The 15009-nt window shown below is 40.9% G+C and carries 14 protein-coding genes and 1 CRISPR repeat array; all 14 genes read left to right on the top strand.

Annotated features, from left to right (window positions below; genetic code table 11):
• The first annotated feature begins 1 nt into the window (after window position 1).
• The 14 genes from B3F51_RS12630 to cas2 all read left to right on the top strand — a co-directional run bounded on the left by B3F51_RS12630 (window position 2) and on the right by cas2 (window position 14425).
• Window positions 2–853, top strand: a complete 852-nt coding sequence (locus tag B3F51_RS12630) for a thiamine pyrophosphate-dependent enzyme (RefSeq protein ID WP_228881681.1) — start codon at window positions 2–4, stop codon at window positions 851–853.
• 24 nt (window positions 854–877) lie between these two features.
• Entirely contained in the window at window positions 878–1312 is a 435-nt protein-coding gene (locus B3F51_RS12625) for a desulfoferrodoxin family protein (protein WP_228881678.1), read from the top strand.
• Between the two features lie 288 nt (window positions 1313–1600).
• Window positions 1601–2836 (top strand): iron-containing alcohol dehydrogenase, encoded by a 1236-nt coding sequence (locus B3F51_RS12620; protein ID WP_228881675.1) that lies wholly within the window; start codon window positions 1601–1603, stop codon window positions 2834–2836.
• Entirely contained in the window at window positions 2837–3070 is a 234-nt protein-coding gene (locus B3F51_RS12615; protein WP_070371001.1) for a MoaD/ThiS family protein, read from the top strand. It abuts the gene before it with no gap.
• A gap of 10 nt (window positions 3071–3080) precedes the next feature.
• The gene (locus tag B3F51_RS12610) at window positions 3081–5081 is read left to right on the top strand and encodes an aldehyde ferredoxin oxidoreductase family protein (RefSeq protein ID WP_228881671.1); all 2001 of its coding nucleotides are present in this window, start codon (window positions 3081–3083) and stop codon (window positions 5079–5081) included.
• Complete coding sequence (locus B3F51_RS12605) at window positions 5074–5286, top strand: 4Fe-4S binding protein (protein ID WP_228881669.1); 213 nt, start codon at window positions 5074–5076, stop codon at window positions 5284–5286. Before B3F51_RS12610 ends, B3F51_RS12605 begins: the two co-directional genes overlap by 8 nt.
• A 473-nt stretch (window positions 5287–5759) precedes the next feature.
• The gene (locus B3F51_RS12600; RefSeq protein WP_286947437.1) at window positions 5760–6452 is read left to right on the top strand and encodes a CRISPR-associated endoribonuclease Cas6; all 693 of its coding nucleotides are present in this window, start codon (window positions 5760–5762) and stop codon (window positions 6450–6452) included.
• Between the two features lie 11 nt (window positions 6453–6463).
• Window positions 6464–8218: a CRISPR-associated protein Cse4 gene (locus tag B3F51_RS12595; protein ID WP_286947435.1), complete on the top strand. Its 1755-nt coding sequence runs from the start codon at window positions 6464–6466 to the stop codon at window positions 8216–8218.
• Window positions 8218–9204, top strand: coding sequence for a type I CRISPR-associated protein Cas7 (locus B3F51_RS12590; protein WP_286947433.1), 987 nt, complete (start codon window positions 8218–8220; stop codon window positions 9202–9204). The genes B3F51_RS12595 and B3F51_RS12590 overlap by 1 nt, the downstream gene beginning before the upstream one ends.
• A 2-nt stretch (window positions 9205–9206) precedes the next feature.
• Window positions 9207–9962, top strand: a complete 756-nt coding sequence (gene cas5b, locus B3F51_RS12585) for a type I-B CRISPR-associated protein Cas5b (protein ID WP_286947431.1) — start codon at window positions 9207–9209, stop codon at window positions 9960–9962.
• A 9-nt stretch (window positions 9963–9971) separates the two neighbouring features.
• Window positions 9972–12620, top strand: a complete 2649-nt coding sequence (cas3, locus tag B3F51_RS12580) for a CRISPR-associated helicase Cas3' (protein WP_286947430.1) — start codon at window positions 9972–9974, stop codon at window positions 12618–12620.
• Between the two features lie 11 nt (window positions 12621–12631).
• The gene (locus tag B3F51_RS12575; protein ID WP_286947429.1) at window positions 12632–13126 is read left to right on the top strand and encodes a CRISPR-associated protein Cas4; all 495 of its coding nucleotides are present in this window, start codon (window positions 12632–12634) and stop codon (window positions 13124–13126) included.
• Window positions 13127–13138: 12 nt separating this feature from the next.
• Window positions 13139–14137 (top strand): type I-B CRISPR-associated endonuclease Cas1b, encoded by a 999-nt coding sequence (cas1b, locus tag B3F51_RS12570; RefSeq protein ID WP_286947427.1) that lies wholly within the window; start codon window positions 13139–13141, stop codon window positions 14135–14137.
• Between the two features lie 3 nt (window positions 14138–14140).
• Window positions 14141–14425, top strand: coding sequence for a CRISPR-associated endonuclease Cas2 (gene cas2 / locus B3F51_RS12565; protein ID WP_286809197.1), 285 nt, complete (start codon window positions 14141–14143; stop codon window positions 14423–14425).
• 172 nt (window positions 14426–14597) lie between these two features.
• Window positions 14598–14954: direct repeats of the CRISPR family, unit length 30 nt; unit sequence GCTGAACCATAACATAAGATGTTTTTAAAT.
• Window positions 14955–15009 lie beyond the last annotated feature (55 nt).

Here is a 15009-nt window from a genome sequence, read left to right as displayed (position 1 = left end):
CATGAACAAACCAGCATTTACCACCTACGATACCGCCTGGTGCCCTGGCTGCGGCAACTTCGCCATTCTCGAAACCCTCACCGGAGTGTTGAATCAGCTGGCTACCCCACCCCATCAGGTAGTTCTGGTCGGAGGGATCGGTCAAGCCGCCAAAACCAACCAGTACATTACCGCCAATGGCTTTAGTGGGCTTCATGGCCGTTCTCTGCCAGCAGCAGCCGCCATTAAAATTGCCAACAATGATCTGACCGTTATTGTCAATACCGGTGATGGTGATTCCTACGGCGAAGGGGGTAATCACTTTCTTCATAACATTCGCCGTAACGTCGATATTACTCATTTTGTCCACGACAATCAGATCTATGGCCTGACCAAGGGCCAGCCCTCGCCCACCTCCGACCCCTGCGATCCGCTTCATAAAGCGGCTGCCTGTAACATGGGCGCAACCTTTAATCCACTGTTGGTTGCCCTGGCCGCAGGCGCCACCTTTGTGGCCCGTTCCTTTTCCGGCGACAAAAAACATCTGGCCGACATGATGGCCGCCGCAATTAAGCATCCCGGCTACGCTTTGGTCGATATCCTCCAGCCCTGTGTCAGCTTTAATAAAATCAACACCTTTGCCTACTACAAGCAACGGGTGAAACCCCTGGATGATCGCCATGATCCAACCAATAAACTGGCCGCCATCGAAAAGGCAATGGAATTCGGTGACACCATTCCGATTGGCATCCTTTATCAACAAGCCACCCCCACCTACGCCGATAAGCGCCCGGAACTTTTTGATAACATTCCCCTTGTTGATAAACACGTTCCCCAGAGCGCTATCGAGACCTTGATTAAAAGCTATATCTAAAATCAAGAAGAAAGAGGTAATCGTATGGATCCCAAGTTATTTTACCAATGCAACGACTGCAACGCCGTGCTGTTGGAACTAAACGGCACCCTGACCCAATACTGCAATCACTCGCAGACGCTACTGGCCCCCAATACCGTTGATGCCGCCAAAGAAAAACACCTTCCAGTGCTTGTTTTTTCGGACCACCAGCTTCAGGTTAAGGTAGGAAGCATTCCCCATCCGATGACAACCGATCACTCCATTTTATGGATCTTCGTCCAAACCCGAAACGGTGGCCAATATGTGCAATTGACCCCCGAACATCCGCCGGAAGCCTTCTTCACCGTCGAATCACTGGATGTTATCCGGGTTTATGCCTATTGTGATGTTCATGGCCTCTGGATGGTCAACAATGCCGAGCTGGATTATGAAGAAATTGTCTGCTCCCCTGAGTTCCCCCAGGGCTGTATTGAATAATAACCTGCCTTTTTTGGTGTCGTTACTGGTTTACTTAAGCCTTTATGATGACCTGTCATCACCGGGTTCCGGGTCGAAACCGACCCGATCCCGGATTTATCCCAAAAATGTCAAAATTCTTTATAAAAACTTAAGTTTCAGCCATTTAATTTCTTTATTTTTCGTTGTGATATAATGAATAACATATTTAAGCCAAGGGATGATTCCTGAACGATAATAAACTTGACCTTGTGCTTTCGATCCCTAAAGCTCTAATCAATGCTACCGTAACAAAATGGAGGTTATCTGATGCAAAGAGTACTTAAGACCATTCAAAATGCTCCTTACCGCAGTTCTCAGTTAGTCATGAAGCAAGTCGCCCAGGTGTTGCCCCTGCCGATTCCTCCGGTCCTCCAGGGCCCTGGCATGGTTCGCCGTTTTCCCGAAATCATTGCGATTTCCGGGGTGAATAAAGTTCTGGTTGTCACCGACAAACCCCTGTATAAAATGGGTTTGCTGGATTCCTTTTTATGTGCTCTGGAAACCAATGGCATCGACGCCATCGTTTTTGACAAGGTTCAACCCAATCCCACTTTCGAAAATGTCGAGGACGGTCTGGCTCTGTATTACAGTTCCAACTGTCAGGGCGTAGTCGCCTTTGGCGGTGGTTCTCCCATCGACTGCGCCAAGATTATTGCCGCCAAAGTCACTAACCGCAAAAGTATTGAAAAAATGCGGGGGCTGTTTAAGTTGACTCGGAGATTGCCGCCTTTTTTTGCCATCCCCACCACTGCCGGTACCGGTTCTGAGGCAACCATCTGTGCCGTAATCACCGATCTTAAAAATCATGAGAAATTTGTAATTAGCGATCCCAAACTGGTTCCCCTGGCTACGGTTTTTGATCCGGAGCTCAGTGTCGGTCTGCCCCCTTCCCTGACAGCCACTACCGGAATGGATGCCCTAACCCACGCAGTGGAAGCCTACATCGGAAAATACGACACTGCTTTTGTTAAAGAAAAAGCCCTGAATGCCACTGAAATTATTATCAATAATCTTGAAGATACCTATCATAATGGCCAGGATTTGGAGCTCCGTCTGAAAATGGCTCAGGCTTCCTTTGATGCTGGATTGGCTTTCACCCGAGCCTATGTGGGCTATGTCCACGCCATTGCCCATGCCATGGGTGGCTTTTACGGGGTTCCCCACGGTTTAGCCAATGCCATTATTTTGCCCTACATTCTTGAGTTTTCCAAAAAAGCCGCTGAAAAAAAACTGGCCGAACTGGCTTTCTATGCCGGTCTGGGCGAAGCCATGTATGATGACGAAACCCTGGCGGAACTCTTCATCGAAAAAATCAAATCGATGAACCTCCATATGGGTATCCCCACCACCATTTACGCTCTGAAGGAAAAGGATATTCCCGAACTGGCCAAGCGGATTCTAAAAGAAGGGAATCCCACCTACCCGGTTCCCCGGATTATGAATTATCAGGAATGTTGCGACATCCTGAGACAGCTGTGCCCGGAAAGAGCTCCCGAGGCTTAAATGAAAGTCCAGGTCTTTCCCCCACCCCTTGCCAGCCTGACCCATCTGGATGAGGATGGTATGATGACATTACCCCCAGGCGCTCGATTATTGACTGTTTACCGCCAGCTGAAAATTCCCCTGGTGCTGCAGCCGCTGCTGATCTGCCATGTCAATTACCAACGAGTCAAATTAAGCACCCCGTTAAAACACGGCGATGTGATCAGTTTTATACTGCCCCTGGCGGGAGGATGAGAGGTATTTTTTGAAAGGTTATTGCGGAACAATCCTGATGGTGGATCTCTCAAATTCCACCTTTGACGAAATCAAAATTCCCGATACGGTATATGAACATTTTCTTTCCGGGGTCGGTCTGGGAGCCTATATTTTATACAAATATATACCTGGCGGAGCTGATCCCCTGGGGCCTGACAATATTCTCGGCTTTGTCAGTGGTCTCCTCACCGGCACTGGTAGTTTTATGACTGGCCGCTGGCTGGCAGTCTGTAAATCGCCACTTACCGGGGGCTTCGGTGACGCCAATTGTGGTGGCACCTTTTCGCCAGCCATTAAACAATGCGGTTATGATGGCATCTTTTTTAAAGGCCAGGCTCCCAAACCGATGCTGCTCTATATTGATAACACCGGCCCCCAGCTCATGGATGCCGCTACGCTCTGGGGGCTGGATACCGTCGCCACCGAAGCGGCCATCAATCAGATGATTACCGCCAACAAAAAGCTGGCAATTGCCACCATTGGCCCGGCTGGTGAACACCAATCGCAAATCGCCGGGATTTCCAACGATGGTGGCCGGATGGCGGCCCGTTCCGGGGTAGGTACGGTAATGGGTTCAAAAAAACTAAAAGCCGTAGTTCTGGCAGGTTCAAAGATGATCCGTTCTGAGAATCCAGAAACCCTCAGAGCCATCAGCCAGGACTATGCCCGAAAAATCAAAGCTTCCAACCTGCCACCAATGACAACCGGGGCAATCTTGCCTTTGATGGGCAAATCCATGGTTGCCACGGATAAGGCAATCCCTATCGACGGCATGTTATCCACGGCCATTATCAAAAAATGGGGAACTGGTTTTACCAATACCATGGGAATGACCATGGGTGACACGCCTGTAAAGAATTGGAAGGGTTCGATCACCGATTTCCCCTATCGGAAGTATCGTCAAATGAATCCGGATCTTATTCAAAAACATGAAACGCAGAAATATCACTGTTATTCCTGTGTCATCGGCTGTGGGGGCCTGTGCGATATCAGCGCGGTAAGCAAAGGTCGCTTCACCCATACCCACAAGCCCGAGTATGAAACAGTCGCCGCCTTCGGTGCCCTGCTTCTCAATAAAGACCGGGATTCCATCTTTACGATCAATGAGCTCCTCAATCGGGGTGGGATGGACAGCATCTCTGCGGGAAACACCATCGCCTTTGCTATGGAGTGTTATGAAAAAGGCTGGTTAAGTCCGAAAGTCACCGGCGGCCTGGATCTCTCCTGGGGCAATGCCGCTGCCATCATTACCCTGGTTGAACAGATGATTGCCGGAACCGGTTTCGGGGCAATTTTACAACACGGTGTTAAAAAAGCCAGTGAAATTTTAGGTGTCGAATCAGCGCCCCTGGCCGTCCATGCTGGTGGTCAGGAACCCGGTATGCATGATCCCCGGCTCGATCCAATCCTCGGTATTCATTATTCCTGCGACCCCACCCCCGGCCGCCACACCATCGGTGCTGGCAGCTATTACACCTATATGCGAATCTGGGAGGATGTCACCTGGGCGCCCAAGGTCAAACTGGGGGAGGATAAAAATAGCGAATACGAGGCGACCAATCAGGTCGGCCTCAAGTCCATGATTAATGCCTGCATCAAACAAATTCTGGATGGCTCCGGTGGTTGTTTTTTTGCGCTGGTCAGCGGACTGAATCACTTTAAACTATTTAACTATCTCAATGCTGCTACCGGCTGGAATAAGACCCCCAACGAATACATGACCATCGGTCTGCGGATGCAAACCCTGCGCCAGGCCTTTAACGTCCGGGAGGGGATCAATCCCAGGGATTTTAAAATGAATGACCGTCTCAGCGGCAAACCGCCCTTGACTGAAGGACCATTAAAAGGTAAGCAGTTTAACATGGATGAAATGATGAGCATTCACTACCAGTTTATGGGTTGGGACAAAAAAACCGGCATCCCCACCAAAACGACCCTGGAGGATCTGGGCTTTTGCGATCTGGAAATGGAGGGCATAACCCATGGCTGATAAGAAAAAACCGGTTATCAACTATGAACTCTGTATGGCCTGCGGGATCTGCTCCGGCGATTGCCCTTTAAGCTGCATTGTCCTACGAAAAACCGACATCGACAGCTACCAGAAAGCCTATCCGGTGCTGGATGAATACTATCGCTGTACCGGCTGCACCCGTTGCGCCAAAGCCTGCCCGATGGAAGCGATTAAGATGATGTGATCACCCAGCTGATGGCTTACCCTGCAATGAATAAGACTGCGAGTCTTTCCAGTAATTTTATCGGACTGAAACCCGCAATAATTTACACGTATTACTTAATATTGGCAAGTGTGTTTACTCACGCTTGCCAATATTTTAGGTTTTATGATGAAGAAATGGATACCCTTGCCAAGAGAATATTGTCCAAATATCAGGCCACTTTTGAGGAATTAGTAAAATCATAAATTCTTATATACAGTCTTAAAAATTTCGGGTATAATCAATTTTCGAACCACAACAGATTTTTTGTATTTAAATTATGTTATTAGATGACCAACTATTTAATAACTTGCCGAACCTCAACATGCGATGTCGTTTTTATTTAGTTTTTTTTCTAAATATATAATCAGATTATATCGTCATATGTAATTAGTTGTATAAAATCATTGACAGATATATTTTTCGGGTGTATCATTCTTACAAGGAGGTGCAAAATGAAAATATTATCATTTGACGTAAAAGTCTATGTGTTAAAAGACATTTCTACCGCCAAATTGATGCAGAAGCAGTGTGAACTTATTGATACCTGTTTTGAGAACGATACCACGTGGTCATCATGGCATGAAGCAAATCAGTTTAAGGGCTACTCATTTGCTGGTTTTATCCCTGTGGAGGCAAAAAAAATCTATCGTGAAGGTAACGTCTATTCCTTCACCCTCCGAACTGTCAAAGAAGAACTCGGACAGTTATTTATGTCGATCCTACAAAACGCTTATACTCCATTTCTAAAAGTCCTAACCATCCAATCAAAAACACTACCCCAAGTTCAACTCACAAAAATCTATACCCTCACTCCATGCATACTTAAAACCGACCAAGGTTATTGGCGAACCGTTATTGATCTTGATGCTTTTGAAAAGCGACTAGAAACAAATTTAGTCAAGAAATTTAACCATATTACCAATACGAAAATCGATGAAGATTTCCCCTTTTTTTCTCACATCAAATTCGACAATCATAAACCGATCGCTGTCCCCTACAAAAATATTAAACTTCTAGGAGACAAATTAACCCTTATGGTTGAACCCAATCCATCCGCCCAAAAGCTTGCCTATACAGCCTTGGGTTGTGGGTTATTAGAAGCCGGATCCCGCGGCTTTGGTTTCTGTGGTTATAAATTCGCCTAGGAGGTGTTACTATGCTAAAAGATTGCATTGATATTTTTGAACGAAAATATTCTTCTGCTGGCGATGCGTTGATTACGGACAATTATACGCTTGATCCCGGTACCTATATCCTGGTTGATATGGACGGCCAAATCATTGATCAAAAAGATGTGGTTAGAAATAAGTTTGAACGAATTGGGTTTGATGATTTTATTGAACGTGATTATTTGTCTAAATTATTGGATATGAACAAGCCCATTGATGGGAAAAAAGTGATTCACAGCAATAACTATTTAAGTTTCTGGATAAAAAAAGACAATCTGCAACCTGACAATAACGGCAATGCCAAACTTAGTTTAGACATTGTCAACAACTACTATGCCATTCTAAAAAATCCACGACTCAAGTATACAAAAAAAAGCCTTGAGCTTTATGACGACCTGGAAACATCAATTGGCTCTCCTGACCTTCAAATACTCGAGTTTTGCAAAACCTGGATCACCGAGCACATTTTTTCATTCATTGACGATCCCCAAATCAAATTTGATAAAACTTATTTAAAAATCTTTTTTCTGGCAGATTTGAATCTGTATCACCAGGAAAGTCAACGCTACTTCCTGCCCAATATCTACAACACCACCGATTACAACATTTTAATTAATAACCAGATCTTTGGCCTTCCCAACAACAACATGGGAATGAACGCCAAAAAACCATATCTCGAGAATAAAACCCGTATCAAAAGCAAGGTTCCCTATCTTCTTGCCACCGACGACGTGTATATTCAAAAAAAGTTCTTCGACTACTTGTATAATTATGCCAACCAAGGAAAAACAAATGTGTATTTCAGCACCGATAGCGATGATCCAGATCCCATCTATCCTTATGAAAACAGCCAGGCTCACGTCAAGAATTTGAGTGGCTATTTTCTAAGAATTCAAAAAGGCAAAGAGCTGGAAATACGGGATTACGATTTAATTGCTGGCTATTCACCAAATCTTGATCACTTTGTCATTCAACAGGCTATACCTATTCCCAAGGATGCCCATTCCGACTTGACCTATAGAGATGACCTCAATTTAAAAAGCGTTCATCAAATTATTAATACAACTTTTTTCAGAAAGTTCTTAACTACGAATTATTTTACAGAGGCCGGGGATATCAGGCTAAATGATTTTAGAGTCAAAGAAGAACTTTTACGGTGTCGAAATGGTTTTTTCACCTGGTTTTACAAGGGAGATCCCCGGACGATTAAAAGCATCTTCCCTAAAAGCTCACTTGAACTGATTAAAAATTCGATTAGTAATGGACATTTTATTAAAGCCATTGAACAATTCAATGTGCGAGATGGATTTATCACTTATTTTAAAGGAGGAACAAGCATGGCAGATCAATTAAGACCAATTAGAAAGGAATTACGCGAGAAACTAAATAGCACCGATGACCAATCCATCGAAAGCGATCTAGAATATTTCTATGCCGTTGGTCAGATTACAAATTATTATTTATCCCGAAGCAAATCGAACAAAAAGCCAGTTTACTCAACCGTTAATCCGGTTGTCAATTGCAAATCAAATGAGAAATTAAAGGATCTTTTAACACGACTCTTTCTTAAATACAATTACGATATTCAAGCTAACCGTCGTTTCGGTAATCTTCAGAGTATGATTTTTGCCTATCTACCAGAAGGTCCGATGGATTCAACTACATTGATTGCCGGTTATTTAAGTCCAAACCTACTTTATGAATCCAACAAAGATACAAAAACGCAGGAGGAAAAAAACTAATGTTAAATAAGCGAATTTACGGTGTTCTCGGAATCAAATCGGTGATGGCGAACTGGAACGCAGATTTTACAGGTTTTCCTAAATCCATTTCCACTGGCGAAGTTTTCGGAAGCGATAAAGCATTAAAATACCCGATCAAATGCATGTGGGAAGATCAGGGTGAAAAAGTCATGTACATCAAATCGTTTAAAACAGAAACAACGATTGACAAAAAGAGCAAACAAGAAAGTACAGATATTCGCCCAAAAACACTTAAGGAACGTTATGAAGAAGTCTTTAGTATCGAAAATCTCAAAGAAGAGCGTGATAGTACGAATATTCTAAAAAATTTATTCACTGCTATTGATATCAAGAACTTTGGTGCCACCTTTGCCGAGGAAGGAAATAACCTCTCAATCACAGGAGCTGTTCAGATTACCCAAGGTTTTAATAAATATGATGGTCATAATGTTGAGGAACAACAAATATTATCACCTTTTCGAGTTGATAAAAAAGTTAATAAGACTTCATCAGATAATAATGACGAAGTTGAGGCAGCAAACCAATCTACTCTGGGAACAAAAATCGTCAGCAATGAAGCCCATTATTTTTATGGTTTTGCCATTAATCCCAGTGTTTATAAAAACTTCATTCAAATGGGTGTTACCGAAGGTTATACTCAGGAAGATTATGAAAAATTTAAAACTGCGGCATCCATTGCTGCTACTTCTTATAACACCAATGCCAAGGTTGGCTGTGAAAACGAATTTGCGCTTTTTATTGAAACGGAGCCCGAACTTTATTTGCCGGACCTAGCCCAATATATTACTTTTGAAAAAAATCCAGACAGCAAAGATATCATTCACTTAGGCATAACTGATTTGATCAACAGTCTTGAAAACCGCATTCAATCGGTGGAAATTTATTATAATCCCTATACGACTATTCTTGAAGGAGAATTAAACAAAGTCAAGCTATTTAATATCTTTACAAAAGCCGAGGTATAAATATGGAGACACTCACCTTTAAGCTTAGCGGCGAAACTGGTTTTTTCAAACAACCGGATGTCAATACCTATCAATATTACACCTATGGACATATTCATAAGGTCGCATTATTAGGAATCTTTGGTGCTATCTTAGGATTAGACGGCTACAACCAACAAAACAAATCTGATTCTTATCCTGAATTTTATACTCAATTACAGTATATGAAAGTTGCCATTAAACCTTTAAATGAAGAAGGTTACATCCCTAAAAAAGTGCAGGTGTTCAATAATTCTGTTGGCTATGCGTCTAAAGAAGAGGGTGGCAATCTGATTATTAAGGAACAATGGTTGGAAAAACCGGTCTGGCAAATTTATTTATTGCTTGAAAACCTGGAAGCAAACTTATTACTTCGAGATTTAAAAAATCGACTTCTTGAAAAACGTTTCGTCTATCTCCCCTACCTTGGGAAAAATGATCACTACGCAAATATCGAAGAAATCACGGTTGACCCACTCGAGATTCTATCGCCAGATTCACCCGTTCGCATCCACAGCCTTTTTCCAAAATCATCCGGAACTCTGGTTCCACAAGATGATTTGTTCTCAGATGATATTGAAGAACTTGATTTTAAATATGAAGAACGACTGCCACTGACAATCGATTCCTATTCCAATCAGTATCAGACCATCCCATTTATTTACACCAATATTTCGGTAAAATTATCGGAAACGACAACCTTACACCAAGCCAACAAAACAAATCTTATCTTTTTTTAGGAGATTGCCATGTATTTTGATCAAATTCCACTCTTTAATTTTAAAGAGCATTTTAATACTGCTACTCCGTTCCATGCACATCTTAGTAAAGATGTGCATGGAAATATTAAATTCGAATTATTAGAAGAGCACATGAACCTGACCATGAGCTATTTTGACAAACTTTGTGTGGAAAAGAATTTGAACCCGATTTTTCATCATTTCGAAGACCAATTGGTCGGTATCTTATCAGATCCAGCTAGAGCCTTGTGGAAGGAGCTTCTTTACAATACCATCTATACCCATGACCTGGGGAAAACCAATCCAAATTTCCAGTACCAGAAAATGAATAACCATACCCATCAGGCTACCCTCTCGAAAAACACCAATCATTCTTACTTTTCAGCGCTTATTTATGCAAATCACTATCTCAATAAAGTGCTTTCGTTTAAAGGCAAAGAACAGCATCTTCTGTTTTTTTCCTTAGTCTTTAATTCCTATATCATTAGTAAGCATCATGGTTATCTCAGTAGTTTCCCAAAATTTCTGGAAGAAATCAGTCGAGATTTAGGCAAAGAAAAACCTCATGATTGTGTTTTGTATCTGGAATCATTTGGTAGCGTCATAAATAAATCGGGAATTATAGAACAATCTTACTATAAGGTTCTAACCGAACTAAAAAGAAATGAACTATGGCAGTCGATTCCCTGGATCATCTATGGTCGATTTCTATTCGGTCTTCTGGTTTCCTGTGATTTTTATGCCACTTCCGATTTTATGAATGGACCTGTTCAAAATTTTGGTACGATCAAAGATATTAACAATTATCGAATGGCATTTAATCAATCACTCATTACTCAAAACATCCGCAAATACCAGCAAAGTAGGAATAGTGCTACTGGCAGTCCATTTGAAAAAGACGATATTAACACCTTACGCAGCGAACTTTTCTTAGAGGCCGAAAAAAACCTGTTGAAAAATCCCAATGAATCACTTTTCTTTTTTGAAGCCCCCACTGGAAGCGGTAAAACCAATACATCTATCAATCTTGCCCTAAAACTATTGGAATCCGATTCGAGACTCAATAAAATCACCTATGTTTTTCCTTTTAATACGCTGGTCGAGCAAACCAAGAGCAGTTTAATAAGTGCTTTTAATGCTGTCCCATCGATTGCTGATGATATCACGGTGGTTAATGGTATTACTTCCATTAAATCATTGACAACTTCTGGCGAGGATTACCCCGATGGCGAGTTGTATACATCCGAAAAAAAACGATCTACTGATGCAGAAAAATGCTGTACTGATTATGAACAATCCCTTTTAGCCCGGCAATTTTTGCACTATCCGATGGTTTTGACCACTCACGTCAATTTCTTTAACACGCTTTTTGGCACCGACCGAGAATCTGTTTTCCCATTGGCACATCTTGCCAACAGCGTTATTATCCTTGACGAAATCCAAAGTTATCCGAACCATCTTTGGAAAGAGATTATTCTATTTCTTCAGGATTACGCCCAGCTTTTAAATATGCGTATCATCATTATGTCTGCCACCCTACCAGACTTAGGACAACTTAGTTTAAAAGATGCTCTCCCTGTACCAAGACTGATTAAAGATCCGCAACGCTATTACCAGCACCCGCTCTTTAAAGACCGCGTAAGTTTAGATTTCTCATTGTTAAAATATAACCGGGAGACCATCCTTGATAAGCTTTTAGACAAAATAATTGAAACCAGCATTGCCCTCGAAAACAATCCCGATTTTGTTGGTTTTGAGAATAAAATTCTGGTTGAATTTATTAAAAAATCGACGGCGCTTGATTTTTTTACGCGATTAAATGAAAAACTCATCTCACAAGGAATCAATCGCGACGTTTTATGTATGACCGGCGACGATAATAAGGCGGAAAGAAAGCGGATTATTGAAAAGGTGCGCACCGGAAAAAATTTGATTCTAGTCGCCACTCAGGTCATCGAAGCCGGGGTTGATATTGATATGGACATGGGTTTTAAAGACATTTCGCTTTTTGATGCAGAAGAACAGTTCCTTGGCCGTATTAATCGTTCCTGTAAGAAGAAAGGTGCCAAGGTTTTCTTTTTTAACTATGACCCTGCTGATCTTTTATACCGTAACGATTTCAGAAAACAGGAGTACCTCACGATCCAGGATCAAACCATGTGGAGCCTGCTTGAGAGCAAAAACTTTACTGCCTTTTATGATATCATTCTCGAAGAAATCAATGCGTCCAAACAGGCTTACAATGAGTCAAATATTGAAAATTTCGCCCGGGAAACCTTATGGAATCTTGATTATTTTGCGCTCCAAAAACATATGCAGCTCATTGATGATGAACGTCAAGAAATTTCCCTGTTCATCTGCGGTGATCCTTTCGAAATTGATGGGATTCTTATTGATAGCAGTACCCTTTGGGATGACTATGTTGATTTACTAAAAAACAATTCCATGGGCTATGCCGAAAAACGAGTACGATTATCTAATTTTTCGGAGAAAATGGATTATTTTATTTATCAGATTCCGATGCCAAAATATTCTTTCGACTATCAAGGTCAGATCGGTGATCTTTATCGATGCGAACGTGATGAAACGTTTTTCCCAAATGGCAAGTTTGATCGAAATGCATTTCGTGCTTATTATGAAAATAATCTTTTTTTGTAAAGGAGTAGTTTATGGGAGTAACCGGTACCCTGGTGAATTATTACATTCATTGCAAACGTCAATGCTGGCTTCATGGTAATCGGATCAATCTAGAGGACAACAGTGAGGATGTTAAAATTGGAAAGGCGCTGCATGAGGTTAAAGCTGCCGAAAGTGCCGGAACGGAAATCACTGTTGAAAATATCAAAATTGATAAGATCACCAAAAATTATCTGGTTGAGATCAAAAAATCCGATGCTGACTATGAAGCCGTTAAGTGGCAAGTTCTTTTCTATCTCAACATTCTGAAGAAAAAAGGAATTGAACGCCAAGGAAAAATCGAATTTATCGAAAAAAATAAAAGTGATCGCAAAATATATTATGTAGATTTAGACGATGAAAACATTCAAAAGCTGTCAGTTATTGAAGCGGAAATTGTTGAACTGTTAATCAAACCGGCACCACCGGCTGTTGTTATTAATCGAAAGTGTACCAAGTGCGCTTATTACACTTATTGCTGTATCTAAAGGAGGTTTCTTATGGGACATACCCGATATCTAACATCGATGGGTGAATTGACCAGAAAGGATAATTCACTCTGCTTTCGTGTGAACGGGCGAAATACTTATATTCCTATTGAAGGGATCCGTGAACTTTATTGCTTGTCTGAAGTAAGCCTCAATACGAAACTTCTTGATTTTCTATCAAAAAACAACGTCACTATACATTTCTTCAACTATCATGAGGGCTATAGTGGCACCTTTTACCCTAAAGAAACTTTAATCAGTGGCCGTTTGCTGGTTGCTCAAGTAAACGCTTCGATAAATAAGCGTCTTGATATTGCAAAGGCAATTGTTCAGGGCATTGCACATAATATTGATGAACTTCTCTATCATTATTATAAACACGAAAAGAAAGAGGTGAAACCAACCATTGACTGGATTCGAAAAGATTTACCATTAAATCTAGCTCCTGCCCACAATATAAAACAAATTTTGCAAATTGAAGGTGAATTGTGGCAGCGTTTTTATTCATGCTTTAAATTTTTCTTGCCTGAAGATTTTATGATGAATAAACGTGTCAAGCGCCCTCCTGACAATCCAATCAACGCTCTGATTTCTTTTGGCAATAGCTTGCTTTATTCCAAAACGATATCCGTAATTTACCAAACCCATTTGGATCAGCGTATCAGTTTTCTTCATGAACCATCAGAAGGTCGTTTTTCTTTGAGTCTTGATTTATGCGAAGTTTTTAAACCTGCGATCGTTTTTAAGACTATCTTTGATCTTGTGAATAATCGTCGCCTTCAAGTCGATAAACACTTTGAGAAGAAACTGAATTATTGTATCCTCAATGAAGATGGCCGCAAAATATTTATCGGAGCTTTCGAAGAACGACTTGAAAGTGTATTTCAGCATCCCAAACTCAAACGAAAGATTAGTTATCGAACCGCCATCAAATTAGATTGTTATAAACTAATTAAGGATATCCTCGAAGACAAATCATTTATTCCGTTCAATAGTAAGGAGAAACAATAACTCATGGGAAAATCGCTTAATTATAACTATGCCTTCGTATTCTATGACATTAACGAAAAACGTGTGAACAAAGTTTTTAAAATTTGCAAAAAATATTTAGTCCATTACCAAAAATCTGTTTTTCGCGGTGCAATTACACCTTCTAAACTCATTCAACTTCGTCAGGAATTAAAAAATATTATTGTTGGCGACGAGGATTTTGTGTGTATAATTAAATTGATTAATGGCGATGTTTTTGAAGAAGAAACTTTAGGTAATTTCCAATCTGCTGAAAATCTATTTCTTTAATTTACCAGGCGTTTTTTATATTTTTTATTAAAATTTCCTTAATTAATGGGGTTTCTATAGAGCGCCAGCCTTTATTTCAACTTTCTTAAAAGAAGCTGGTAATTTTTTCTATAATGCCATGATTTAGGGATTCAATCAACTCCATTATTATTTTTTTAGCAATTTTACTATAGCTGAACCATAACATAAGATGTTTTTAAATATTAAAGGAACTGGAACTTGCCCGGGATGTGAAAAGCTGAACCATAACATAAGATGTTTTTAAATTTTGTTTGATTTGTTCGGATTTTGTCATTATTTCAGCTGAACCATAACATAAGATGTTTTTAAATCAGGTTTTGAAGTCAAACATGAAAATTGTTGGAGCGGCTGAACCATAACATAAGATGTTTTTAAATTTTGTGGTAATACTGGCCCGCCTGAATTGGCATAGGCTGAACCATAACATAAGATGTTTTTAAATGAAAATATGAGAAATCTGCCGAGCGATCGAAAGGCAGCTGAACCATAACATAAGATGTTTTTAAATAATCAAGGTAATACCAGATATCCATTTCGTCGATGCTGAACCATAACATAAGATG

Origin of the sequence: Acetobacterium sp. UBA5834, assembly GCF_002435675.1 — a bacterium.
Lineage (GTDB): Bacteria > Bacillota > Clostridia > Eubacteriales > Eubacteriaceae > Acetobacterium > Acetobacterium wieringae.
This window is presented reverse-complemented; position numbering and strand designations above follow the sequence as displayed.